Raw genomic sequence first — 26093 nt, 5'->3', positions numbered from 1 at the left:
ATTATCCTTTCATCGCCGCGCGGACGTCCCTGTCTTCGAGGGTTTGGTCGAGCGTCATGCGAGTTCGTTCGATGATGCCGTCGATGTCCGCATCCGTGCAGCAGAGCGGGGGCGCAAGACCCAGCACGCCCTGGGCAAAGGCGCGGATGACGAGACCGTTGTCCCATGCGCGGTCGAATATGCGGCGCGCGGCGTCAGCTTCCGCCGGCAGGGGCGTCTTGCGCTCCTTGTCCGTGACGAGCTCGATTGCGGCCAGCATGCCGCGACCACGGACATCGCCGACAAGTGGATGATCGGCAAGCGCGCGAAGGCCTTCCATCAGGCGGTGCCCCGCCTTTCGGCCGTTTGCCAACAAGCCATTTTCGTAAAGATCCAGGCACGCGAGCCCGACCGCTGCACTGACGGGATGCGCGGAATAGGTGTAGCCGTGGCCGACGGCCGTCTTGCCGGCTCCGTCCGCAATCGTGTTGTAGACGCGGTCGGACATGAAAACGGCTCCCATCGGCACATAGCCCGACGTCAGACCCTTTGCGGTGGTCATGAAATCCGGCACGACGTCGTCTTCTTCGCAGGCGAAAAATGGGCCGACACGACCAAAGCCAGTGATGACCTCATCGACTACGAACAAAATATCGTTCTCCTTGCAAACGGCGTGCATGGCTTTCAACCAAGATGGCGGTGGCACGAGGACACCCCCTGATCCCTGAATTGGCTCGACGTAAAAAGCCGCAATGCGATCTGCGCCAAGTTCGGCGATCTTGGCTCGCAGGGCCGCGACCGACGCAGCAATGATAGCCTGAGGATGGGAACCGACAGGATTACGATAGGTATAGTGCGACGGAATTTTGTGCTGCCAGCTATAAGGTACCCCAAAGCCCGCATGAAAGGCGGGGATCGCGGTCAAGCCGGACCCTGCCGTCGACGATCCGTGGTAGCCATGCTCGACGGAAATGAACTGATCCTTCTGCGGCGTACCCTTGGCATGATAATAGTACCGAATAAATCGGATTGTGCTGTCGACGGCATCGGAGCCACCTAGCGTGAAGTAAACATGGTTCAGATCGCCAGGCGCCAATTCGGCCAACCTGGCGGCCAGCCGGATGGCCGGATCGGAGCCCAACCCGAAATAGCCCGTCGCGTAAGGCAGCTCGCGCAACTGCTTCGTGGCAGCTTCAACGATGCTCTCTTGTCCGTACCCGACGTTGACACACCACAGACCAGCAAACCCGTCGAGCAATTGATGTCCCGATGCATCGGTCAGGGTCGCGCCCTTCGCTGATCTTAACACCCGCACACCCAAGGCCTCGTGACCGCGATAGGATGAGACCGGGTGAACCAGATGTGCGCGGTCCAGCTCGATCAGCGAATTGCTCAACATTTCGGCCTCCATATCAACCCGAAACGCAAAGTAGGATATCGACGACAGCAGTTCCTCCCAAGCTGCGCCTGAGCCAAAGGAGTTTTGACTTTCGTTTTTGATCGACGCCGCATCTTATACCGCGGCGGCGTCCGCCGCGTGGCGGTGCTGTTCAACTCGAAAGGTTGCTTGGCGCAACTCTCTGCCAAGGCTTCGAGCCGATACGACACAATCTGCTTCCGGCTCCAGCGAAAGCGGCGCTTTATCTTACGCGATGCTCATTATGATGCTTGTCGTACTGGCACGCGGTGCCGAGAGGATTGGAGGATACCACGACATGACCGAGTTCCGACCGAAATATATCACTTTCGATTGCTACGGCACGCTGACGAATTTCGACATGGCCGGTGCGGCAAGGCGAGTCTACGGCTCCCAGCTTTCTGCCACGACGATGGCAAGTTTCATCAAGGATTTCGCCGCCTATCGCCTGGACGAAGTTCTTGGCGCGTGGAAGCCATACTTCGAGGTCGTGCATAATTCGGTAGAGCGCGCGTGCAAGCGCAACGGTGTCGTATTTCGGCCGGAGGATGCCCAGCGCATCAATGAAGAGATCCACACATGGGGTCCACACCCCGACGTCCCGGCGGGTCTGGCCAAAGTTGCCAGGGAGATTCCGCTGGTCATCCTGTCGAATTCCATGAAGAACCTCATCATGTCGAACGTCGAGAAGCTCGGCGCGCCCTTCCACACGGTCATCACGGCCGAGGAAACCGGCGCCTACAAGCCGCACATGAAAGGCTTTGAATACATGCTGGACAAGCTTGGCTGCGGTCCGGAAGATATCACCCACGTCTCATCCTCCTTCCGCTACGACCTGATGACAGCCTACGACCTGGGCATCAAGAGCAAGGTGTGGGTGAACCGCGGTCATGAGCCCGCGAATCCCTTCTATGAATACACTGAGGTCGCTGACATCGGCGGGCTCGCCGCCGCAGTCGGCTTGGAGCCCCTTCGAAGAAGTGCGTGAAGGCGTATCCTTTTCGGGCTCTTTCGCGGCACGTAGACCTTCGAAAATTTCAGTAGAGACTGTTGCGTGATGAATAAAGGGGGCGGTTCGACCGCTCCCTTTTTCTGTGTTCGAACTACTCATCCGACAGAATTGTGTTACTTCGCTGTCGAGGCATCATGGTGTTGTCGCGCGGATGCGGTCCGCCGCAAAATCGGAGAACCCTTCGATTCCTCTCCTGAAACCAGGAATCGCCCCCTTATTCCAATCCGCCGACATGAAGCGTTTTGATCTCAAGATATTCATCTATCCCGAGCTGGGATCCTTCGCGCCCCAGCCCGGACTGCTTTACACCGCCGAACGGCGCGACCTCGGTCGAGATCAGGCCGGTGTTCAGGCCCACCATGCCGAATTCCAGCGCCTCGGCAACGCGCCACGAGCGCTTGAGGTTTTCAGTGTAGAAGTAGGCGGCAAGGCCGAAGGGCGTGCCGTTCGCGATCGCGATCGCTTCGTCCTCCGTCTCGAAGCGGAAAAGCGGCGCGACTGGTCCGAACGTCTCTTCTGAGGCCAAGAGCATGTCAGTCGTTGCCTCACCGAGCACGACGGGGCGCGCATACTGCCGGCCTTCCGGCATACGTTCGCTCTGCGAGATGATCTTCGCGCCTTTGTCCAGGGCGTCTGTGACGTGCCGCTTGATCTTTTCTATCGCCGCGCCATTGATCATTGGTCCGATTTCGACACCTTCTTCGGTGCCGGCACCGACCTTCATTTTTGCGACCCGGCTGGCGAGCCTTTTCGCAAAGGCATCGTAAACGCCGGATTGCACCAGAATGCGATTGGAGCAAACGCAGGTCTGTCCGCCATTACGAAACTTCGACGCAATCGCGCCCTCGACGGCCCGGTCAACATCGGCATCATCAAAGACGATGAACGGCGCGTTGCCGCCGAGCTCGAGGCTGAGCTTCTTGATGTTGGCGGCGGCGCCTTTCATCAGCAATGCGCCGACGCGAGTCGACCCGGTAAACGAGATCTTGCGGACAGTTTCATTGTCCATCAGTTCCTGGCCGATTTCCGCGGGCATGCCCGTCACGATATTAATCACGCCCGCCGGGATCCCTGCCCGCTGCGCAAGAACGCCGATCGCGAGCGCCGAAAATGGCGTAAATTCAGATGGCTTGATGACCACGGTGCAGCCCGCAGCAAGCGCAGGTGCCACCTTGCGCGTGATCATGGCGTTAGGAAAGTTCCAGGGGGTGATGATCCCGCAGACGCCTACCGGCTCTTTCAGCACCAGAATGCGGCGATCGGCAGTGGGTGAAGGGATGGTCGATCCGTTGATCCGGCGTGTCTCTTCCGCAAACCATTTTACGAAGGATGCCCCATAGCGGATTTCTCCGAGCGATTCAGCAAGCGGCTTACCCTGTTCCAGAGTCAGCAAGAGCGCCAGATCCTGCTCATGCTGCCGCATCAGCTCATACCAACGCTCCAAAAGTGCCGCGCGTTCTGCATGAGTAGTCTTCTTCCAAGCTTTGAACGCATCAGCCGCAGCGTTGATTGCAGCCGCAGTCTCGTTACGTCCCATATCGGGGATGGTACCAAGGACGTTCTGGCTGGCAGGATCAATGACATTGGCAGTGGCTTTCGCGCTCGCATCTCGCCAATTGCCGCCGATCAGCCCTTGCTGGCGAAACAGATCCTTGTCCTTCAATGCAATCATCTACATGTTCCTTTGCCTTCGGGCCCAACTCCGCCATTCCTGCTTGCCAACCGAGCAGGTCTGCACTACGAGAACGCTCTTGGATTTGCGACTGGCGAGCAAAGCCGGCTCATTTGAGCAATAAAGGCCGCACACCGCATTTTTTCATCGAGAATTGCCTGACGGCGCTGAAGCCGGTCAGGCGCGACTTTGAAAGTCGATTGTTCTGCCAAGCCAGATTTCGACCGCTCTGAGCATTGCGCTCAGTCATAAGCGCTGACGTAGATCTTTCGCACGGTCTCGATCGTGCGCCAGACGCCGACAAAGCCCGGTTTCATCACGAAGCTGTCGCCGCCGCGGTAAGTCCTGGTCTCACCACCCTTTTCCTCAATTTCGATGAGACCCGAGATGATGTGGCAGAACTCGTAAGTGGTGCCTTTGATGGAATGGGTCTCGCCGGGCGTTGCTTCCCAGACGCCGGTCAGCACCTTCTCGGCTTTGGAGGCGTCCTGCGCCCAGGTCTTGAAGGATGGATTGCCCGAAATGAGTCGTTCCGGAGCAGGCAAGGTGTTCTTTGGTGCGAAGTCCGGATTGGTATCGATAGTAATCAGAAGTGACATGGCATTATCCCTGGTTAATAGCCGAGTGTTCGATCGACAAGCCCGATCGGATTTTTTCCCGCGCGGTGGCGCCTGATGTTTTCTACGACGGATTGTGCCGCCGTATGCGGTTGCGTCACGGATGCGATGTGCGGCGTTATCATGACCTTCGGATGTGCCCAGAGCGCATGGCCTTCCGGCAGCGGCTCGGGGTCAGTGACATCGAGCATAGCTGCCGCGAGGCGGCCGCTGTCGAGCGCCTCGATGAGTGCGGCCTGATCGAGCTGCGGGCCGCGGCCGAGATGCAGCAGTCGCGCTCCCATCGGCAAAAGCGAGAAGAGTTTTGCGTTCAGGAGGCCGCGGGTTTGCTCCGTCAGGGGCAGAAGACAGACGAGAATATCCGTTCCTCTCAGGAAACTGCCTAGCCGATCGTCGCCATGAAAGCAGGTGACGCCCTCGACTACCTTTTTGCTGCGGCTCCATGCGGCAAGGGAAAATCCAAAGGGCTTGAGGCGATCGATTGCCGCTTGCGCCAGCATCCCAACGCCCAGGAAACCCACGCGGCGTTCGGTCGCCTGTGGAGTGACAATATCTTGCCACTCGCCCCTTCTCTGCTGCTCCCGATATGCGAGCATCTCGCGATGGAGCGCCAGCACGCCAAGCACGACGTATTCCTGCATCATGCGTATGATGCCATCCTCGACCATACGCACCAGCATCACATGATCGGGTATGATCTCGGGCACGAACTGGTCGACTCCGGCACCGATCGAAAAGAGCACCTCCAAATTGCGATAACGCGAGACGTCGTCCGGCACGTTCCAGGTCAGCAGATACCGCACCTTTTCCGGGTCGATGCTTTTCCTACCCTGGTAGAATTCAAGATCGGGGAGCTCGCGCGCAAATATCTGGCGGAAAATTGCGCCCCGAGCGGCATCGGAATTGAAAAGAAACCCCATCTAGGGACCCTTCGTGTCACGCGGCGAGATGCTCGATGACTTGTTGGCGCGCAGCGAGCTCGCCGGGCATCTACAGCCTAGCGGCAAGCAGAAGCTTTCTCTGCCGAATATCGGTGCGCTATATGCCGAACATTTCGAACACTTGCACCAAAACAGGTGAAACCTGCTGGCTTTCCGTGCAATGCTGCGGCAAACACGTCTGCTGTCGCAACTGGGCAGCTAAAGCACGACAAGCCATAGACGTTGGCATTCCGCGAAGGAATGAACTGAGATGGGACGATCCGTACGCCTGAAGTCCTTCGAATTGGTCGCGCGCGACATTCGAGACGTTGATGTGAAGCTGCTCCACGCGCTCTCGATTGCCGTCGGCTGGCCGCATCGGCCAAAGGACTGGGATTTCCTGCGCCGCGCCGGTCAGGGCATCGTCGCTGTTGACGGCATCGGGCGCGTTTTCGGAAGTGCGATGTGGTTCCCCCACGGACACGAATTCGCCACCATCGGCCTGGTACTCACATCGCCGCGCACCCAAGCACAAGGTACCGGCCGATGGCTGATGGAACAGGTGTTCGAACGGTGCGAGGATCGGAGTCTTGCCCTGAACTCGACCGATGCTGCCTATCATCTTTATCTGTCGCTGGGCTTCACCAAGGAAGCGGTCGTGTATCAGTGGCAGGGAGAGATCGTATCACCCCTTCCACCGACATCAGTTCTGGATGGCGAATTGAGGTCGGCGTCAGCCGAAACTCTCAATGAGATTGCGGCGCTGGATGAGCGCGCATTCGGCACGAGCCGCCGGGAGCTGCTTGCTCTGCTTTCGGAAGGTGCGTCAATCTGTGTACTGCGCCGCGACGGCAAGACCGTCGGCTACTCCATGAAGCGCGAATTCGGGCGTGGTCACGTGATCGGTCCCATTGTCGCCAGCAATGATTATGACGCGATCCATCTCACGGCCGTGCATCTTAAGGATCTCACCGGCCGTTTCGCCCGCGTCGATACCCGGGAGCAAACGGGCCTGTTTGCTGACTATCTTCAGCAGAGCCGCCTCGCGATCAGCGAGACGGTCACAACCATGTCCAAGGGGCGGCGATTCCTCAACCGAAAGGAAAACGAGCCGTGGGTCTACGGATTGGCCGCTCACGCGTTGAGCTGAGCTGTGAAGCGAATTGTTAGTGGCGCCTGTCCCACGAATATAAATGATAACGACCACTTATTCGGCAACTTCGATTCCGGAGTGTCAGAAAAATTTTCGCGGCGAATTTCGATATTCCGAGCAACAAAACTAAACCGCTGAATGTTGCGACTATTCCCTACGTGGCCGCTCCCTCCCCATTCAAGCTACGGCCCGAAACGGTTTCCGCCCATGCGTTGTTCCGCGATGCCGGCAGCCGCTCAAGTGGCCGAACTCTGGATGATACCCATGCAGAGGTATTTGATTTCCAGATAGTCCTCGATGCCGTATTTCGAACCCTCACGGCCGTTGCCGCTCTCCTTGACGCCGCCGAACGGTGCAACCTCGGTCGAGATCAGGCCTTCGTTGATACCGACGATGCCGTACTCGAGCGCTTCGGCAACGCGCCAGACCCGTCCGATATCGCGGCCGTAGAAATAGGCCGCAAGTCCGAACTCGGTATCGTTCGCAAGGCGGATCGCTTCCTCTTCAGTCTTGAAGCGGAATACGGGCGCGACCGGGCCAAAAGTTTCCTCCCGGAAGATCAACATGTCCGGCGTGGCGTCCGCCAATACCGTCGGTTCAAAGAACGTGCGGCCAAGCGCATGGCGCTTCCCACCGATGGCGACGCGCGCTCCCTTGGAAACCGCATCGGAAACATGCTCTTCGACTTTCTCCACGGCGGCGATGTCGATCAGCGGACCAATCGCGACGCCGGGCTCGAACCCGTCACCGATCTTGAACGCACTAACCGCCTCAGCCAGACGCGAGACAAACAAATCGTAGATCTTGTCCTGCGCAAGGAAGCGATTGACGCAAACACAGGTCTGGCCGGCATTGCGGTATTTCGAAGCCATCGCGCCCTTGACCGCGGCATCGATGTCCGCATCGTCGAAGACGATGAACGGCGCGTTGCCGCCGAGCTCCATCGATGTCCGCTTCACCGTCGACGCGCTCTGCGCCATCAGCTTCTTGCCGATTTCGGTCGAACCCGTGAATGTCACCTTGCGTACGATCGGATTGGAGGTCATTTCGCCGCCGATCGCCGACGCCGAACCTGTGATGACGGACAGCACACCTTGAGGGACGCCTGCCCGCTCCGCCAGCAGCGCAAGCGCCAGCGCGGACAGTGGTGTCTGGCTTGCCGGCTTGACGACCATGGTGCAACCCGCCGCCAGGGCCGGGCCCGCCTTGCGCGTGATCATCGCGGCCGGAAAATTCCACGGGGTGATTGCGGCACAAACGCCGATCGGCTGCTTTAGCACGATGATGCGTCGGTCGGCCGTGAACCCCGGGATCGTATCGCCATAGACGCGTTTTGCTTCCTCGCCGAACCACTCGACGAAGCTTGCGGCATAGGCGATCTCGCCCTTGGCTTCAGCAAGCGGCTTGCCCTGCTCCGCCGTCATGATCGCACCGAGATCGTCCTGGTTCGCCATCATCAGATCGAACCAGCGTCGCAGGATCACGGCGCGCTCTTTCGCGGTACGGGCTCGCCACGCCGGTAGCGCAGCGTTGGCGAATTCGATCGCCCGCCGGGTCTCGGCCATCCCCATGTTGGGGACATGTCCGACCACGGCGCCGGTCGAGGGATTATCGACCGTGATGGTGGCGCCGTTATCGGCGGCTACCCACGCACCTGCCACCGGACAGGCATCGCGCAACAGGGTCGGATCTTTGAGCGTGAGTTTCGAAGCCATGATGAAGACAGCCAGGTTGGAATTAACACGTTATAATGCAGTTCGGCATGAAGCATTCAGCGCTAAGTGGAGTCGTGGCCGCTCAGAAACTGCGTCACGACCTCGATCTGTTCGTCAGCGATCAGGGCCGGCGCATGCCCGCAGTCCGCGACGGTGTGAACGCGGACATTGCGATTGCGCCGCATCATGTCCTTGAGGACGCCTTCGGAAAGCAAATCCGATTGCTGCCCGCGTATGACCAGAATGGGGACATCGATCGCATCCCAGTATTTCCAGAGATCGACGCTGTAGTGCCAAGGGTTTCGAAAGGCCTGAGCGATGTTCGCATCGCACAGCGGCTTGAAGCAGCGCCCCTCCACGCTCCAGGCCACGCTATGCGTTGTCAGATGCCGCCAGTGCACATCCTCCAATCGCCCGAAAGGCGCCAGAACCCGCCGGTAGTAGCCTTCGGCCTGTTCGATCGTCTCAAACGATTTGGGCGCCTCGTTGAGATTGGCACCGAGACGAAGCAATCCGGTCCAGGGCAGATAGGGTCCGATGTCGTTGATGACGATGCGACGGATCGGACTGCCCGGAAGGGCAGCCAGCACCATCCCGATCAAGCCGCCCAGCGACGTTCCAACCCAATCGATCTCCGTTGCACCAAGAGCTGCCATCAACACGGTCATGTCGCTGCAATATTGCGGCAAGGCATAGTCGCTGCTGTCGTGCAGCCGTTCGCTTTGTCCGCGGCCCGGCAAGTCCGGGCAGACGACCTGCCGCCCTGCCATTGCGAGAACTGCGGCGAGGTGATCGAAGTCCCGGCCGTTTCTGGTCAAGCCATGGACGCAGAGCACCGGCCGCACCGCGGGCGCGGGCCCCCAATCCGTGAATGCGATACGATGGAAGCTGCGCCGGGTCAGCCCGCGCACCGATCCGGTGCGGTCGGGCGCCCTCTGCCGTCCTTCAGGCCAGTCCGTGGGGCGCAACTCGGTGGATTTCAGCCCCATCGGTCTATTCGACAAACCGGTGGGCGTCGGCCGAGGTTTCGAAGATATGCGGCGCGACGTCGCGGCGGGCCAGCGCGTCGCCGAGCTTCAGGCGCATGAATGCGCTGGTGGTGTAGCGCGAGGCATGATCGTAGCAGGTCCGCTCGACCTCGGCGGCCATTGAAAACCATTTCTCCGTCATGTCGGGAGCGATGTAAGACGAATCGTAGTTGACGACTGCGGAAAACCGGCGTCCGACACGATGGAAGAGTTCGAGGATCGACGCCCGGATTACCTCGACGTCGGCATCTCTATGGACCCGATAGCCGTCAAGTCCGAGAAAAAGCGTGTTGCGATCGGCATCGTACGACAGCCGCTCCGCCAGCGGCCGATTGAGCAGCCGGTCGTCGAGCTGCATCAGGGCCTCGCTGAACAGCGAAACATCCATGGATTTCGGCGCGCGGATGATGGGCCGAAAGCCCATGAGCGCGAGAATGTCGCGCTCCATATCGATACCCGGCGCGATCTCGATCAGTTCGAGACCCTCGGGAGTGAGGCGGAACACGCATCGCTCCGTCACATAGAGAACGGGCTGCCTGTTGGTTGCGGCAAGCTGGCCCGAAAACGTGATCTGATCCACCTTGTCGATGAATTTCGAGGACTTGCCTTCGCTGAGGATCTTGAGCTGACCATCCACGACCGACGTCTTGAGCCCACCGGTGGTGAAGGTGCCTGCGAAGATCAGCCGGCGCGCATTCTGGGATATGTTGATGAAGCCGCCGGCGCCGGCCAGACGGCCATTGAACAGGCTGACGTTGACGTCGCCGCGGCCATTGACCTGAGCCATGCCGAGACAGGCCAGATCGAGCCCGCCGCCGTCGTAGAAATCGAACATCTGGTTCTGGTCGATGATCGATTCTGCATTGATCGAAGCACCGAAATCGAGACCGCCTTGCGGAATACCGCCGATGATGCCGGGCTCGGCAGTCAGCGTCACAAAGTCGAACAGCTTTTCTTCGGCGGCAACCGAGGCGACTCCCTCCGGCATGCCGATGCCGAGATTGACCACGCCGCCCATCGGCAATTCCAGGGCGCAGCGGCGCGCAATGATCTTGCGGTTATCCAGCGCCATCGGAACATTGCGATCGGCCGGCGCGCGCAATTCGCCCGAAAATGCTCCGTTGTAACCCGTGGCATAGGTCTGGACATGGTTTTCGGGCTGCGCAACGACGACGCAGTCGATCAAGACGCTCGGAATTTTGACGTGACGCGGATTGAGCGAGCCGGAGGCGGCGATGCGCTCCACCTGCGCGATGACGAATCCCTTGCAGTTCTTGGCGGCCGTTGCCAGCGCCAGATTGTCGAGGGTCAACGCCTCTTTTTCCATCGAGATGTTGCCGTTGTGGTCGGCGGTGGTACCTCTGATGATCGCAACGTTGATGGGAAATGCCTTGTAGAACAGCCATTGTTCGCCGTCGATTTCGATCATCCGCACCAGCTCTTCGGTGGTGCGCGCATTCAGCTTTCCGCCACCATTGGCCGGATCGACGAAGGTGCCGAGCCCGACCTTGGAGAGAAGCCCGGCCTTGCGCCCCGCAATTTCACGAAACAGATGCGATACGCATCCGAGCGGCAAGTTATAGGCCTCGACGTGATTGTCGACCGCCATCCGGGCGAGCTTCGGAACCAGGCCGAAATGTCCGCCGACCAGGCGTTTGATCAGGCCGGGATGCGCCAGGCGGTTGAGGCCGCGATCGGCGCCGTCTCCCGGCGCCGCCGCGAACACCAGCGAAAGGTCCCGCGGCTCTCCGGTCTGCACGAAACGCCGCTCCAGCGCCTTGATGATTTCATCGGGCGTTCCCACGCCGACGAAGCCGGACGAGGCGACGGTGTCACCGGAACGGATGATGGCAACCGCCTCGGCGGCGTCGACGATCTTGTTGCGCATCAGGCTTCACTTCCGGGATTGGCGTCGCGGGCGACCAGCCAGTCGGCAATGCTCTGGCTCAGCTTGCCCTGCGATTTGCTGGAGACGAACAGGCCGACATGGCCGCCGGGCAGCGGAATTTCGGTGTAATCCGTGCTGCCTATCTTCGCTCCGAGCGCGCGCGAGCAGTCCGGCGGAATGATATGGTCATCCAACGCAAAAACATTCAGCACGGGAGCCGTGATAGACTTCAGATCGACCCGACGGCCGGACAGTTCAAAGCTGCCATCGACCAGGCGGTTCTCCTGGTAGAGATCCTTCAGCCACTGCTTCGCCGCTCCGCCAGGATGATGCGGACGGTCCGCGAGCCACTTTTCCATGCGGAGGAAATTCATGAACTTGGCCTCGTCATCGACGACGTCGATGAGATCGACATTGTATTTCGTCAGAGCGCATCGGCGTCATCATCGAGAACACCGAGCTCATGAACTCGCCCGGCAGCACGCCGTAAGTATCGACCAGCTTGTCGATGTCATCAGGATCGAGGCTGCGGGTCCAAAGGTTGAGGAAGCCGTGGTGCGCGGCCTTGTCCTTGACATCGGCATGGAAGTCGATTGGGGTAATGGTGATGACGAGATTTTTGACCTTTTCCGGATGCAGAGCGGTGTAGCACGTCGTAAAGACGCCGCCTTCGCAGATGCCGAGCAGCGTGATCTTGTCATGGCCGGTTTCCTGCGCGATGCGGTCGACTGCGGCATCGATGTAGTCATCGACGTAATCATCAATTTTCAGCCATCGCTCGGTTCGGCCCGGCTGGCCCCAGTCGATCAGCCAGAGATCGAGCCCTTTTGAGAGAAGGCTGCGCACCAGCGAGCGGTCAGGCTGTAAATCAGCCATGGTATACCGCCCGATCAGGCCGTAGGCCAAAAGGACGGGCGTCTTCGCCGTCGCTTCCGCCATCGGCTCATAATGGAACAGCTCGACCTTGTCGCGGCGCATCATGAGATGCTTCGGTGTCGTGCCGATGGCGACGTCTTCATCCCGCGTATTGGCGATCAACTGTGTCGCCTTGAACATCTTCTCGGCGTTGGCCGCCATGTCCCGGGCGAAGCGCGAGGTTTGGTTCTCCTGATCGCTCATCGTGCGGCTTCGCTCTTCTGGTCGCGGATCTGGCGGGCGAGCGTACGGACTTCTCGGCGGAGTTCGGTCAATTGCTGCGTCACGTCGTCGAAATCCTTGCGGGTCGGCAGCCCCAACATGGCTGACGCGGCCTCAGCGACATCATCCTGCCGGCTCCGTAACTTCAATCCCGCCTGCAGCAGTTCCTTCTGAGCTTGCAAGAAGCCGTCGGTGCGCTGATTCCGGATCAGTTCCTCGTTGGAGATTTCGCTCCATTTGGCGAACGCCTCGCGCCACTCCGGATGCGGGGAGCCATCGCTACCGGTGGCGGACATCGTCTCGTAAAACCGCTTCGACGCTTCAGGCCATGGAGCGGCAGCAACCGCATTGTAGCTCGCAAGCCGCTGGCGCATCTCGATCCAGGCCCCAAAGGCCAACGCCATTTTCCGGTCGATGTCCCAGACGTCGGCCAGCCGCGGCCCCTGCGCCATCCGCTCGATCGCTGCCGACAGTTCGTTGCCGTCGCCAAAACCACCCGGCTTTTCCGACAGACGCGCCAGCATGAACGGTGCCATCGACCCCGACCACGCCTCGACCATGCGGTTCGAGGATTCGGCCATCGTCTGCCACAGCTTCGCCCATTCGAGGCCGGGATCGGAATCAGCGGAAGCCGATTTGTCGTTCTCGCTCATGCTGCTCACTCTTTGTGCCGCTCAGGCCGCCGCGCGGTTGCCGAACGCCTCGGTGTAGATCGCCAGCGCATCGTCGAAGCTCAATTCCCGCGGATTGTTCACGAGAAGCCGCGTCTGCTTCATCGCATCCTCGGCGAGCTTCTTCAGGTCGCCCCTCGCAATGCCGACATCGGCCAGCGAGGCCGGCACGTTGCAATCCCGGCAGATCGCCGCGATCGCATCGACGAACAGCCGTGCCCGCTGGCTGACGCTCATTCCTTCCGATTTGGGATCGACGATCGGCGCCAGTTCGGCGTAGAGGCCTTCCGCCTCCGGCAAATTGAACCGCAGCACCTGGGTCAGCACCAAGGCATTCGACAGGCCATGCGGCACGTGGAACAGCGCGCCGATCGGATAGGCCAGCGCGTGCACGGCGGCGACCGGGGAATTGGCGAACGCCATGCCGGCCAGCATCGAACCCAGCAGCATTTGCGACCGCGCTTCGAGATTAGATCCGTCCGCACAGACCGTCCGGACATTCGCCGACAGCAGGGCGAGAGCCTGCCGTGCCAACTGGTCCGACATCGGATTCTTCCGGTGCTTGCTGGTATAGGCTTCGATCGCATGGACCATGGCGTCGATGCCGGTCGCCGCGGTGACATGCGGCGGCAGGCCGAGCGTCAGCTCCGGATCGAGGATCGCCCAGTCCGGGAGCAGGCGGGGCGCAACGACGCCCTTTTTCTCGGTCGTCGGCGTGGTGACGATCGCAATCGGGGTCACCTCCGAGCCCGTTCCGGCCGTTGTCGGCACCAGCAGCAGCGGAAGGCGTTCGCCCTTGGCAAGGCCGACGCCGTAGATATCTTCGAGGCGATCAGGCGTTTTGGCCAGATAGGCCACCAACTTCGCGGTATCGAGCGCGCTGCCGCCGCCGATTGAGGCAACCAGCTCGATGTCCTTGTCACGACACAGTGCGACCGCCCGCTCGATGATATGCGACGGCGGATCCGCCTCCACATCTTCGAATATCGTCAGTTCGCAGCCGCCGGCAACCAGGCCAGCCTCGGCGTTTCTGGTCAGGCCTGCATTGCGTACGCCCTTATCCGTGACCAGCAGAACACGTTTTGCCCCGTATCCAGCGACCAACTCCGCCAGCTTTTTCGATGCGCCTGCCTCGAACAGGATGTTGGGGGGTGCCTGGAAGGTAAACGCTTTCATCTGACATCACTCCTGATCTGATCGGACGTTACTGCCGCAAGCGCCGCGGCGAGCTGTTCGGTCACGGCGTCAATCGGCTGCAAACCGTCGACGACGTTGAGCAGTCCCTGCGACCGGTAGTATTCCGTGACCGGCGCGGTTTGCTCGCGATAAACGCCGAGCCGGGTCTTGAAGACCTCGGGATTATCGTCGCGGCGCACCGGCTCGCCTCGGCTTGCCGCATCGTCGGCGCGCCCTTTGATGCGGTCGAGCAGCGCATCTTCGTCGACCTCGAGCTCAAGCACCGCATCGAGCTTGATGCCCCGGGTGGCGAGTTCCTGATCGAGCGCTTCGGCCTGCGCGACCGTGCGCGGGAAGCCGTCAAGGATAAAGCCGCTTACCGCATCGGAATGGTCGATACGATTAGCGATCACCGATACCACGACGTCGTCGGGCACAAGTTCACCCCGATCCATGATGTGCTTGACGCGCAATCCCGCAGCCGTGCCTTCCGCAACCGCCTGGCGCAGCATGTCGCCGGTCGACAATTGCGGGATCGCAAATCGAGTGACGATCCTCGTCGCCTGCGTGCCCTTACCTGCGCCTGGCGGCCCCAACAGAACCAGTCTCATATCATTGCCCATATCTCGGTTTCAGCTCTTTGCCCGCGCGATGGCCTCGACGATCAGCCGGCGCGCTTCGGCACTGTCGCCCCATCCGATCACCTTCACCCACTTCCCCGGCTCCAGATCCTTGTAGTGTTCAAAGAAGTGCTGGATCTGCTCGATCGCGATCTGCGGCATGTCGGCGATCCCGTTGACGTGTGCGTAGCGCATCGTCAGTTTCGGCATCGGCACGGCGATGATCTTCTCGTCGCCGCCGCCCTCGTCATCCATCTTGAGCACGCCGATCGGCCGCACATTGATTATGGCGCCAGGAGCGATCGGCCGCGAATTGGCCACGAGCACGTCGATCGGATCCCCATCGTCCGAAAGCGTGTGCGGAACGAAGCCGTAATTTCCGGGATAGCGCATCGGCGTATACAGGAAGCGGTCGACGAACAGCGCGCCCGCCGCCTTGTTCATTTCGTATTTGATCGGTTCACCGCCGATCGGAACCTCGATGATGACATTGACGTCCTCCGGGGGATTGTCGCCGATCGAAATCGCGTCGATATTCATTTCCGCGCCGCCTTTTGGCTATGGCGGTTTTTGATGAGATCATCGACCACCGCCGGATCCGCCAGGGTTGAGGTGTCCCCGAGCGCGCCGACTTCGTCCTCGGCGATTTTGCGCAGAATACGACGCATGATCTTTCCAGAGCGGGTCTTGGGCAGGCCCGGCGCAAACTGAATGACATCGGGTGCGGCGATCGGTCCGATCTCCTTGCGGACCCAGGCCACTAGTTCCTTGCGCAACTCTCCGGAGGGCTCCGCATCCGACATCAAGGTGACGTAGGCGTAGATGCCCTGCCCCTTGATGTCGTGCGGAAAACCGACAACAGCGGCTTCGGAAACCTTCTGATGTGCGACGAGCGCGCTTTCGACTTCGGCTGTCCCCATGCGATGACCGGATACGTTGATGACGTCGTCGACGCGGCCGGTGATCCAGTAGTAGCCGTCGGCGTCGCGCCGGCAGCCATCGCCGGTGAAATACTTGCCCGGATAGGTCGCGAAGTAGGTCTGCATGAAGCGCTCGTGGTCGCCGTAGACCGTGCGCATCTGGCCTGGCCAGGAATCGGCAATGACGAGATTGCCTTCGCATGCGCCGGTCAGCACGGCACCACTTGCGTCCACCACTTCCGGCATCACTCCGAAAAACGGCAGGGTTGCCGAACCGGGCTTCAAAGCCGTCGCGCCGGGAAGCGGCGAGATCAAGATGCCGCCTGTCTCGGTCTGCCACCAGGTATCGACGATCGGACAACGTCCATCGCCGACCACGCGGTGATACCAATCCCACGCTTCCGGATTGATCGGCTCGCCCACCGAGCCGAGCAAGCGCAGCGACGCACGGCTGGTCTGTTTGACCGGCTCTTCCCCCGCACCCATCAACGAACGGATCGCGGTCGGCGCGGTGTAGAAGATGTTGACCTTGTGTTTGTCGACGACCTGCCAAAAGCGCGATGTTGAGGGATAGTTCGGGATCCCCTCGAACATCAGCGTGGTCGCGCCGTTGGCCAGCGGCCCATAGACGATGTAGCTGTGGCCGGTGACCCAGCCGACATCGGCGGTGCACCAGTAGATGTCGCCGTCGTGATAGTCGAACACATACTGGTGCGTCATCGACGCAAAAACGAGATAGCCACCCGTGCTGTGAACGACGCCCTTTGGAGCACCGGTTGAACCCGACGTGTAAAGAAGGAATAGCGGATCCTCCGCGTTCATTTCGACCGGCGCGCAGTCGGCCGAGGCCTTTGCCACCTCGTCCGCGTACCAGACGTCGCGGCCGTCGACCCAGTCGATGCCACCGCCGGTGCGCTTGACCACGATCATCGTCTTCACGATGCCGGCCACCTTCTTCAGCGCATCGTCGGCATTGACCTTCAGCGGTACCTTGCGCCCGCCGCGCAGCCCCTCATCGGCGGTGACCAGGACTTTGGACTGGCAGCCCTCGATACGTCCGGCCAGGGCATCCGGCGAGAACCCGCCGAACACGATGGAATGGACCGCCCCGATTCGCGCGCAGGCGAGCATGGCATAGGCGGCTTCCGGAATCATGGGCAGGTAGATCGTGACGGTGTCGCCTTTCTTCACACCGTGACTTTTCAGGACATTCGCGAAACGACAGACCTGATCGTGCAACTCCGCGTAGGTGATGTGCCTGGATTCGGCGGGATCGTCGCCCTCCCAGATGATCGCGACCTGACCGGCACGCCGGGCAAGATGCCGGTCGATGCAGTTCATCGCCACATTCGTGGTGCCGTCCTCGAACCACTTGATCGAGACCTTGCCGGGCGCAAAGGAGGTATTCTTCACCTTCGTGAACGGCTTGATCCAGTCGATCCGCTTGCCATGCTCCGCCCAGAAAGCATCCGGCGTCGACACCGACGAAGCATACATGCTGCTGTATTTCGCAGCGTCAGCATGAGCCCGCCGTGCCCAGCCGGCCGGCACGTCATGGATCAGCGTATCTGACTTTTCCGTGCCCACCTTGGAGCCTCCCCGACGCACTGCGATGCGATTGTCTTGATCGGATGATGCATCGTCCGCGCTCGGAACGCGTGCAGGCAACATCCTGTGATCAGCGATTTGATTTCGCTCTGAGGCGACCGGCGCTACTTATTCAGGTCAACAGTCGACGGCTGGTTCATTGCACTTGCAAGCTCGCGAAACTGCGCGTTCATTTTTTCCATCTGCTCCTTGAGATGGCTCTGATAAACTGCACCCATTTCCTGCGGGTCCTTGGCATGCAACAGCCGTTGCGCAAGCTCGAAGCCCGAAGCCACATTTTCCTCGGCGAACGCGACGGCTCTTTCGTTCATCTCCTTCGCCGCCGAATAGGTTGAGCGAACGCTGGAATCGGCCTTCTCTCTCAACTTCTGGGATTCGGTTATGTATTTCGACACAGCCTCTTTCGCCTTGTCCAGCGTGGTCTGCGCCATTTCCCGCATCTTCTCAGCCTGCTCGTTGATCTGCTCACTCATTGCACTCTCCATTGCCGGCGCTTGCGACCACGCCAATTTCAGCTCAGCTCATCAATCGGCCCTCGCCGACGGCTCACACGGTCGGCTCAATAACCTGCTTCAGCTTCTCGCGAAGTTCATCCACGAGCACGCGGGTATTTTCGCTGTAGTCGATCGGCACGACGACGAGGTGCACACCGCCACCTTTGAAAGCGTTTTCGAGCGTCGGAATCAACGAATCCGTGCTTTCGACCCGCGAGCCTTTCGCGCCGTAGCTCTCGGCGTATTTGACGAAATCCGGATTCCCGAACGTGAGGCCAAAGTCCGGGAAACTATCGACCGCCTGTTTCCAGCGGATCATGCCATAGGCCGAATCTTCCAGGATCAGCACGACGAGATTCAATTTAAGGCGAACCGCGGTTTCCATCTCCTGCGAATTCATCATGAAGCCGCCGTCGCCGCAGACCGCGAGCACGCGGCGTTCCGGATGCAGCATCGCCGCCATCATGGCGGATGGCAGCCCGGCGCCCATTGTCGCGAGGGCATTGTCCAGCAGCAGCGTGTTCGCCACATAGGTGCGGTAGTTGCGGGCGAACCAGATCTTGTACATCCCGTTATCCAGCGCGACGACGCCGTCTTCAGGGATGACCTTTCGCACATCGTGCACGATGCGTTGCGGCGTCGGGGGCCAACGGTCCTCGGTCGCGCGATCGCCGATCCGGGCCAGGATACTTTCGCGAAGGCTTAACAGCGCGCCGGCATGATGCAGCCGCCCCTCGAGACGATCGGCCAGCAACTCCAGGCTCGGTCCAACATCGCCGACCACTTCGCACTGCGGAAAGTAGACCCGCTCCACGTTGGCCGGCGTGTAGCTGACGTGGATGACTTGAGGACCTTTGGGGCCCATGATGAAGGGCGGCTTTTCGATGGTGTCGTGACCTATGGCAATAATCAGATCGGCTCGGTCGACCGCTTCATGAACGTAATCGCGCTCGCTGAGTGCAGCCGTCCCCATGTAGAGGTTGCTGCCGCCGGGTACCGTTCCCTTGCCCATTTGTGTGGTGAAGAACGGAATTTTCGTGCGGCGGACGAAGCCGCCGATGCCGGCCGTGCTGCGCGGCCGGGACGCGGCGGCGCCGAGCATGATCAAGGGCCGCTTGGCCTTGAGGATCATGTCGGCAGCGCGATCCAGCGAGGCACGATGGGCGACCGGGATCTCGATCGGATGCGGCGCCACCATCGCGACGTCTTCGGATTCCTCGCCCGCGATGTCCTCGGGCAGTTCCAGAAGAACCGGACCCGGACGCTCTTCCATGGCGATCCGGAAGGCATCGCGAACGATTGTCGGAATGCCGCTTGTGCTGACGATCTGGAGCGACAGCTTGGTCAACGGTTTGAAAGCGCTAACCACATCGACGATCTGGAATTTGGCCTGTCGGCTGCTCATGATGCCCTTCTGGCCCGTGAGCATGATCATGGGCATGGCGCCGAGCAGCGCGTAGGCGGCGCCAGTCGTCAGGTTCAATGCGCCAGGGCCAAGCGTGGTGATGCACACGCCGGGCTTGCCGGTCAGCCGTCCATAAGTCGCGGCCATGAAGGCCGCGCCCTGCTCGTGGCGTGTCAGGATCAGCTTGATCGACGAGTTGCGCAAGCTTTCCACGACATCGAGGTTCTCCTCGCCGGGAACGCCGAAAATTCGGTCGACGCCCTCGTTCTCGAGTGCGGCAACCAACAAATCTGATCCCTTGGCCATCAGCGCGTCTCTCCCATTCGAATTCAATGCTCTCCGGACGCCGTCGCAGGCATGACGGGGCCGTCGTGTTTCAGTTCAGATCCGGCCATCGCCGTCGAGATAGCCTCGCGTCCGCGTATCCGGCATCCAGAGCGACGCGACCAGGGCGACCAGCGCCATCGCCGCGACGTACCAGAAGAACAGGGTTTCGTATCCGGACGATTTCAGCGACAATGCAACATATTCCGCCGTTCCGCCGAACATCGCATTGGCAATCGCGTAGGGAAGTCCGACGCCTAGGGCGCGCACCTCGGGCGGAAACAGTTCGGCCTTCACGACGCCACTGATCGAGGTATAGAAGCACGCAATCACAAGACCGATCATGATCAGGCCAAAAACGGCGTAGACGTTGGTGGTGCTGGACAATGCCATCAATAGCGGCACCGCAGCGAGGGTAGCGCATGCGCTGAACAGGATCATGTTGTTGCGCCGGCCGATCCTGTCCGATAGCGCCCCGAACACCGGTTGCAGCAGCATGAAGGCGATCAGGGCAGCGGTCATGATCGAGCTGACCGTCTTGGCATCCAGCTTCACGCTGTTGACCAGGAATTTCTGCATGTAGGTCGTAAACGTATAGAAAAATAGCGATCCGCCGATCGTGAATGCGAGAACGATCAGCAGCGCGCGCTTATGATGCCAGAGGCCGGAGAGAGAACCTGCCTCCTTGCGGTGCATGGTCTCCGCCGAGGCCGTCTCCTGCAACGAGCGGCGGAGATACAACGCCACAACGGCCGCGACGGCGCCGAACAGGAAAGGCACCCGCCATCCCCATTCCTTCAGCTCGTCGAGCGACAAGGTTTGCTGCAGAACCACGACAACGAGGAGTGCGAGAAGTTGCCCGCCGATGAGCGTGACATACTGGAATGACGAATAGAACCCGCGGTTGCCCTTGCCGGCAATCTCGCTCATATAAGTTGCCGCCGTTCCATATTCCCCGCCGACCGACAGGCCTTGTGCCATGCGCGCAAACAGTAGGAGCGCCGGCGCCGCGGCGCCGATTGTTTGGTACGTGGGGAGCATTCCGATCATCAGCGATCCCGCGCACATCAGCAGCACCGACAGCACCATCGAATTCTTGCGGCCATGCGCATCGGCGATCCAGCCGAACAGCCAGCCACCGAGCGGCCGCATGAAGAACCCTACGGCGAAAATGCCGGCCGTCGCCAGCAACTGGCTGGTCTGGTCGCCAGACGGGAAGAACGCCGCCGCGAAATAGATCGAGGTAAATGCGTAAGCATAGAAGTCGTACCACTCGACCAGATTTCCGGACGACGCAGCCACAATCGCCTTGATACGCGACAGCTTTTGCGCCGTGCTGTCAGCGGGGATTGCCGGGTGCGATGCAGCAACAGCGGTCATTTGCTTACCCTCCCAATCGACGGATGATGCTTTGAGTGAAGTCGCCAGTGGACGCTTTGCCGCCCAGATCGGGCGTGCGAACGCCGTCCTCGCGCAAGACCTGATCAATTGCCGTTCTAAGACGGTTTGCGAGATCAGGCTGATCAATGTGCTCCAGCATCAGCCCGACCGCCAGCAATAAAGCGAGCGGATTGGCGATTCCCTTGCCGGCAATATCCGGTGCCGAGCCGTGCACGGCCTCGAAGATCGCCGCATCCGGACCGATGTTGGCGCCGGGCGCCATGCCGAGGCCGCCGACCAGACCGGCGAGCTGATCCGACAGGATGTCACCGAACAAATTGGTAGTGACGATGACGTCGAACTGCCAGGGATTCATGACGAGCTGCATCGCCGTGGCATCGACGATGCGATCGTCCATCTTGACCCTGCCCTCGTACTTCTTTGCAACCTCGTGACCGACCTCGAGAAAGATGCCGGTCAGCGCCTTCAGCACGTTGGCCTTGTGCACGACGGTCACCTTCTTGCGACCGTTCTTGAGCGCGTAGTCGAATGCGAATTCGATGATCTTGCGCGATCCTTCACGCGTATTGACCCCGGTCGAAATGGCGACCGCGTGCGGATCTTCCCCAATTGGAATATAGTGTTCGAAAGCGACATAGAGCCCGCCGAGGTTCTCGCGCACCAGCACGATATCGATTTCGTCGAATCGTCCTCCGGGAACCATGCTTCGAACCGGCCGCAAATTGGCGTAAAGGCCGAATTCTTCGCGCAGACGAACATTGATCGAGCGGAATCCTCCCCCCACCGGCGTCGTTAGCGGGCCCTTCAGGGCGAGCCGCGTACGTCGGATGCTGTCCAGCGTCGCCTGCGGCAGCGGATCACGGCTTTCCTCGATCGCGGCCAGGCCACCCTGCTGGATGTCCCATTCGAATGGAGAGCCGAGCGCTTCGAGAATGTCGACGGCCGATTTCACGATCTCGGGGCCGATACCATCGCCTGGAATGAGCGTAGCGGGCCGCTTCGTTTTGGATTGAGCAGGCATTACTATGTCCTCGAAGATGAGAGCCGCGGGGTTTTGTGAATGTCAGACATGCTGCCTTGCACTCAATGTACGGGGCTTGCGGCGGAGGTGGCGGGTAGCGTTTCCTGCTTGCTGATCCAAAGCACCGCGATGATCCCGGCGATTTGAAGCAAAGCCAGCGGTATCAAGGCCATGGGGAAGCTACCCGTCGCCTCCTTAATGACGCCGAGCAGCCACACCGCGCCAGAAGTGCCGATGTGCGACAGGGTATTGATGCCGGCAATTCCGGCCGCAGCAGTTGCCGGAGAGAGTGTCCCAGTCGCCAGGGCCCAGAATGGTCCCTTGATCGAATAATTACCGATCAAGACCACGCTCAGAATAGCAAGCGTCACGGGTAATGAGCTCGTGAGCATGGTCGCAAGCAGCGCCGTTGCGCATAACGCAAGTGGTATTGCGGTGTTTTGGGCATGGGCGTTCGACCTGTCCGAATATCTTCCCCAAAAGATCATCGCAACGGAGGCGATGCCAAATGGGATGGCATTCAGGAAGCCGGTCTCCATGTTGGACATCCCGAACGATTTCACGATCTGAGGCTGCCACAGCGACAACGCGTTGCTCGTGGCCGAGCTTCCCGCATAGATCAAACCGAGGATGAGCACATATTTGTTGGTCAGAATTTGCCACAGCGACATGTGGCCGACCTGCTTCGCCATCGATCGTTCCGACTGCAGGCGCGCGTCGAGCCAATTGCGCGCCTCCGGCTCGAGCCATTTTGCATCAGCGGGTTTGTTCGGAAGCCCGAAGAACGAGACCAGGCCGAGCAGGACGGCCGGAATGGCTTCAACGATGAAAAGCCATTGCCAACCACGAAGGCCGAGCACGCCATCCATCGCCAGCAAAGCGCCGGATATTGGCGATCCCAAAAAGCTCGATAGCGGTATCGCCACCATGAAAACCGCAACGATCCGTGCGCGATAGGCCGCCGGAAACCAGAAGGTCAGATACAGGATCACACCAGGAAAGAACCCGGCCTCCGCTGCACCCAACAAGAAGCGGCTCAGATAAAAAGTAATCGGCCCTACCGCAAAAGCGGAGAGAATACCGACTATCCCCCATGTGATCATAATGCGCGCGATCCAGATCCGCGCGCCAACTTTCTGCATCGCCAGATTACTGGGGACCTCGAAAAGAATGTAGGCGATATAGAACAGCGCCCCGCCCGCCCCGAAGGCAGCCTGCGTCAGGCCCAGATCCTTGTTCATTTGCAGGGCCGCAAACCCGGCATTGACGCGGTCAACGTATGAAATGAAATAGCACACCATGAAAAACGGAAGCAGGCGCCATGTAATGCGGCGCATGGTTTCCGCTTCGATCCTCGGTAGCGGCGCGGAATTCGTTGGCATGGCGTCCTCGTTTCGGGTTGACGGTCAGGCAGCGAGTTGGCGCAGGACGTATTGAAAAATTCCGCCGTTGCGGAAATATTCGAGCTCGTCGAGCGTATCGATGCGGCAGGTCAAGGGTATGATGGCCTTATTCGCACCATCGGACTCGCGGATCTCGATCGCGAGCTTCTGGAGATGCTGGGAAGGCCATTCTTTTCCGCTGCGGCAAGCGAATAGTAGGCGTAGCTCTTTGCACCGACGACAAGTGTCTGGCGTGCGCCGAAGCTGTTGAGATACTGCTTCATTATCAAGTCCCCCTTCGCTGGAATCGTCCGCCTCGCGCAGATCTGAAGCGGTCTATTTCTCCGATGCTGCAAAGGGATCGAGACCCGCTTTTTTCAGGGCCGGAGCAGCAGCAGCGGAAGCGAGGAAGGCAATCAGAGCCCGTCCGGCTTCCGGCTGACTGGCACCGGAGGTTATGCCTGCAGAAAAGATCGTGATTTTCTGGACGTCTGGCGGGAGCGGCCCGACAAGGTCGGCTCCAGCGATCGGCAGAAGTTCACTGATCTGTTGAAAGCCGAGTTCGGCGTCACCGCGTGCAACAACACTCGCGACCGGCTCCGCCGGAATCATTTTGGCCTTGTCCTTCATCTCGGCGGCGATCCCGAGACGCTTGAACAGCTCGGTGCCCACATAGACGCCGCTGGCGCTGTCGGAGTATGCAACTGACTTCGCGTTCAACAGTGCCTGCTTCAATGCGTCAGGAGTACCGATATCAGGCTTTGGCGTTCCGGCGCGTACCGCGATCCCGATCGGCGAGCGTACCAGGTCGACGCGGCTGGTTCTGACCGCCCTGCCCTGCTCGATCATCTCGCCAAGCGCGTCGCCGACCATGATGAGCACGTCCGCCGCCTCGCCGCGTGCCAGTCGCACGGGGATGGCGTTCTCCGTCGTTCCCATCGAGGGGCCATAGGCCGTGACGACCGTATTTCCCGTCGCGCGTTCAAATTGCGGTACGAGCTCCTTATAAGGCGTCGCCAAGCCTCCCGAGATCATGACCCTGACTTCGGACGCCTTGGCGATTCCAGCCGCGGCCGCCAAGACAATCAGCAAGCTTAGCGCAACTCGCCTGCGCACGACGATCGTCACGCTCATCGGCAATTTCCTTCGATGCAATTATTCGAGGACTGTGCTTGCTCGATGACGGTCGACGTCATCGAGCACTTTGGTGGTCACGTCCCTATCACCGTCTCGACCGAATTGGCGCCGGATAGCGCGCGTCGTTGTTGCGGCCTGTAAACGAGGTACGTCCCGGCCAGACCACAGAGCGCTGCCGCGCTCATCCAATATCCCGGCGACGCATTGTCACCAGTGGCAGCGATCAGCCAGGTGCAGATCGCTGCCGTAAACCCGCCGAACGTCGTTGCCAGACTATATGCGAGGGAGAATCCCGACGTTCGCACACCCACCGGCATGACTTCGGTCAATGCGACGATCATCGCGCCGTTGTAGCTGGCGTAGATGAAAGACAACCAAAGTAGGACCGTCAGCATCTTCGGGAACGTCGGGCCTGCGGCCAACCAGGAAAGCGCGGGATATGCAGTCAGAAATGCCAAAGTCGAAAAGGCGATGAGGATCGGCCGACGACCAATCCGATCGGACAACGAGCCCATGATGGGAAGCCAGATGAAGTTCGATATTCCCACGCAAATCGTCACGATCAGGCCATCGGCCGCGGTCAGCTTGAGGACCGATTTGCCGAATGTCGGCGTGTAGACGGTAATGAGGTAGAACGACACCGTGGTCATGATCACCATCATCATCCCGGCAAGCACAATGCTCCAGTTTGCGAGGATGGAGCGATAGATCTCGCGGGGTGTCGGATGATGCTTCCGCGCCAGGAATTCATCGGTTTCCTGCAGCGAGCGTCGAATGAAGAATACGAAAGGAACGATCAGGCAGCCGATGAAGAACGGAATACGCCAGCCCCAATCGTCAAGCTGCGCCGGTGCAAGCCATGCATTGAGAGCGAAACCCAGCGAGGCCGAGACGATGATCGCGACCTGTTGACTTGCCGATTGCCAGCTGGCGTAAAAACCCTTCTTTCCCGGTGTGGCCATTTCCGAGAGATAGACGGAAACCCCACCAAGCTCGACGCCAGCCGAGAAGCCTTGCAGCAGGCGTCCGATCAAGACGAGGATCGGGGCCAATATGCCAATGGTTGCGTAACTTGGCACGAACGCGATGAGCACCGTGCCGGCAGCCATGATCGACAGTGTAACGATCAGGCCTTGGCGCCGGCCGATCCGATCCACGTAGGCGCCGAGGATGATGGCGCCGAGCGGGCGCATCAGAAAGCCTGCGCCAAACGCAACGAAGGTCAGCAGCAGTGACGCGTATTCATTTTCGAGTGGGAAGAATGCCTTGGCGATGTACGACGCGTAGACGCCCGACAGAAAGAAGTCGAACATCTCAAGAAAGTTGCCACTGGTGACGCGGAGCACCATGCCAAGCTTCGACTGTCCGGTGGTAACCGTCATGCCGTCCTCCCTTT

Annotated in this window: 22 protein-coding genes and 1 pseudogene; 3 read left to right on the top strand and 20 right to left on the bottom strand. The window is 60.1% G+C overall.

All coding sequences use genetic code 11. The features are described 5' to 3' along the window. Position 1: 1 nt before the first annotated feature. Positions 2–1378: an aspartate aminotransferase family protein gene (locus IVB42_RS22000; protein ID WP_026232478.1), complete on the bottom strand. Its 1377-nt coding sequence runs from the start codon at positions 1376–1378 to the stop codon at positions 2–4. A gap of 316 nt (positions 1379–1694) precedes the next feature. On the opposite strand from IVB42_RS22000, the gene IVB42_RS21995 reads away from it, so the two are divergent. Next, on the top strand, positions 1695–2384 hold the full coding sequence (locus IVB42_RS21995; RefSeq protein WP_018453186.1) for a haloacid dehalogenase type II: 690 nt from the start codon (positions 1695–1697) through the stop codon (positions 2382–2384). 238 nt (positions 2385–2622) lie between these two features. On the opposite strand, the gene IVB42_RS21990 is transcribed toward IVB42_RS21995, so the two are convergent. The 3 genes from IVB42_RS21990 to IVB42_RS21980 form a co-directional block, all read right to left on the bottom strand. Next, entirely contained in the window at positions 2623–4080 is a 1458-nt protein-coding gene (locus tag IVB42_RS21990) for an NAD-dependent succinate-semialdehyde dehydrogenase (protein ID WP_018453185.1), read from the bottom strand. Positions 4081–4322: 242 nt separating this feature from the next. After that, positions 4323–4679, bottom strand: a complete 357-nt coding sequence (locus IVB42_RS21985; protein ID WP_018453184.1) for a cupin domain-containing protein — start codon at positions 4677–4679, stop codon at positions 4323–4325. Between the two features lie 14 nt (positions 4680–4693). Next, a complete protein-coding gene (locus tag IVB42_RS21980; protein ID WP_018453183.1) occupies positions 4694–5617 on the bottom strand; it encodes a glyoxylate/hydroxypyruvate reductase A in 924 nt (307 codons plus the stop codon). 271 nt (positions 5618–5888) lie between these two features. On the opposite strand from IVB42_RS21980, the gene IVB42_RS21975 reads away from it, so the two are divergent. Continuing rightward, complete coding sequence (locus tag IVB42_RS21975; protein WP_018453181.1) at positions 5889–6767, top strand: GNAT family N-acetyltransferase; 879 nt, start codon at positions 5889–5891, stop codon at positions 6765–6767. A gap of 239 nt (positions 6768–7006) precedes the next feature. Here IVB42_RS21975 and gabD read toward each other — a convergent pair whose 3' ends face one another. The 14 genes and pseudogenes from gabD to IVB42_RS21905 form a co-directional block, all read right to left on the bottom strand. Then, on the bottom strand, positions 7007–8485 hold the full coding sequence (gabD, locus tag IVB42_RS21970; protein ID WP_018453180.1) for an NADP-dependent succinate-semialdehyde dehydrogenase: 1479 nt from the start codon (positions 8483–8485) through the stop codon (positions 7007–7009). Between the two features lie 62 nt (positions 8486–8547). Continuing rightward, entirely contained in the window at positions 8548–9474 is a 927-nt protein-coding gene (locus IVB42_RS21965; protein WP_085361111.1) for an alpha/beta hydrolase, read from the bottom strand. A gap of 4 nt (positions 9475–9478) precedes the next feature. Continuing rightward, on the bottom strand, positions 9479–11401 hold the full coding sequence (locus IVB42_RS21960; protein ID WP_085361112.1) for a CoA-transferase: 1923 nt from the start codon (positions 11399–11401) through the stop codon (positions 9479–9481). Next, a pseudogene (phaC, locus tag IVB42_RS21955) lies at positions 11401–12520 on the bottom strand (class III poly(R)-hydroxyalkanoic acid synthase subunit PhaC). The gene IVB42_RS21960 and the pseudogene phaC overlap by 1 nt, the downstream one beginning before the upstream one ends. Next, a complete protein-coding gene (locus IVB42_RS21950; RefSeq protein ID WP_039798611.1) occupies positions 12517–13191 on the bottom strand; it encodes a poly(R)-hydroxyalkanoic acid synthase subunit PhaE in 675 nt (224 codons plus the stop codon). Before IVB42_RS21950 ends, phaC begins: the two are co-directional and overlap by 4 nt. Positions 13192–13212: 21 nt before the next feature. Beyond that, positions 13213–14385 carry an iron-containing alcohol dehydrogenase gene (locus IVB42_RS21945; RefSeq protein ID WP_018453175.1) on the bottom strand — a complete coding sequence of 391 codons (1173 nt, stop codon included), beginning with the start codon at positions 14383–14385 and terminating at the stop codon, positions 13213–13215. Beyond that, positions 14382–14996: an adenylate kinase gene (locus tag IVB42_RS21940; protein WP_026232477.1), complete on the bottom strand. Its 615-nt coding sequence runs from the start codon at positions 14994–14996 to the stop codon at positions 14382–14384. Before IVB42_RS21940 ends, IVB42_RS21945 begins: the two co-directional genes overlap by 4 nt. Before the next feature lie 21 nt (positions 14997–15017). After that, positions 15018–15545 carry an inorganic diphosphatase gene (gene ppa / locus IVB42_RS21935; RefSeq protein WP_018453173.1) on the bottom strand — a complete coding sequence of 176 codons (528 nt, stop codon included), beginning with the start codon at positions 15543–15545 and terminating at the stop codon, positions 15018–15020. Further along, complete coding sequence (gene acs / locus IVB42_RS21930; protein WP_240543312.1) at positions 15542–17596, bottom strand: acetate--CoA ligase; 2055 nt, start codon at positions 17594–17596, stop codon at positions 15542–15544. The genes ppa and acs overlap by 4 nt, the downstream gene beginning before the upstream one ends. A gap of 41 nt (positions 17597–17637) precedes the next feature. Next, complete coding sequence (locus tag IVB42_RS21925; protein ID WP_143273907.1) at positions 17638–18006, bottom strand: phasin family protein; 369 nt, start codon at positions 18004–18006, stop codon at positions 17638–17640. Positions 18007–18079: 73 nt separating this feature from the next. After that, complete coding sequence (locus IVB42_RS21920) at positions 18080–19738, bottom strand: acetolactate synthase large subunit (protein WP_018453170.1); 1659 nt, start codon at positions 19736–19738, stop codon at positions 18080–18082. A 75-nt stretch (positions 19739–19813) separates the two neighbouring features. After that, the gene (locus tag IVB42_RS21915; RefSeq protein ID WP_018453169.1) at positions 19814–21136 is read right to left on the bottom strand and encodes an MFS family transporter; all 1323 of its coding nucleotides are present in this window, start codon (positions 21134–21136) and stop codon (positions 19814–19816) included. 4 nt (positions 21137–21140) lie between these two features. Then, positions 21141–22178: an isocitrate/isopropylmalate family dehydrogenase gene (locus IVB42_RS21910; protein ID WP_018453168.1), complete on the bottom strand. Its 1038-nt coding sequence runs from the start codon at positions 22176–22178 to the stop codon at positions 21141–21143. A 62-nt stretch (positions 22179–22240) separates the two neighbouring features. Continuing rightward, positions 22241–23560 carry an MFS transporter gene (locus IVB42_RS21905; protein ID WP_026232474.1) on the bottom strand — a complete coding sequence of 440 codons (1320 nt, stop codon included), beginning with the start codon at positions 23558–23560 and terminating at the stop codon, positions 22241–22243. Between the two features lie 36 nt (positions 23561–23596). On the opposite strand from IVB42_RS21905, the gene IVB42_RS21900 reads away from it, so the two are divergent. Beyond that, positions 23597–23776: a hypothetical protein gene (locus IVB42_RS21900; protein ID WP_143273402.1), complete on the top strand. Its 180-nt coding sequence runs from the start codon at positions 23597–23599 to the stop codon at positions 23774–23776. Between the two features lie 120 nt (positions 23777–23896). Here the strand turns inward: IVB42_RS21900 and IVB42_RS21895 are convergent, their stop codons facing one another. Continuing rightward, positions 23897–24694, bottom strand: a complete 798-nt coding sequence (locus IVB42_RS21895; protein ID WP_018453165.1) for a substrate-binding domain-containing protein — start codon at positions 24692–24694, stop codon at positions 23897–23899. Positions 24695–24771: 77 nt separating this feature from the next. Continuing rightward, a complete protein-coding gene (locus IVB42_RS21890) occupies positions 24772–26079 on the bottom strand; it encodes an MFS transporter (RefSeq protein ID WP_018453164.1) in 1308 nt (435 codons plus the stop codon). Positions 26080–26093: the final 14 nt, after the last annotated feature.

It is taken from the genome of Bradyrhizobium sp. 45, from assembly GCF_023073155.1.
In the GTDB taxonomy this organism is placed as follows: Bacteria; Pseudomonadota; Alphaproteobacteria; order Rhizobiales; family Xanthobacteraceae; genus Bradyrhizobium; species Bradyrhizobium canariense_D.
This window is presented reverse-complemented; position numbering and strand designations above follow the sequence as displayed.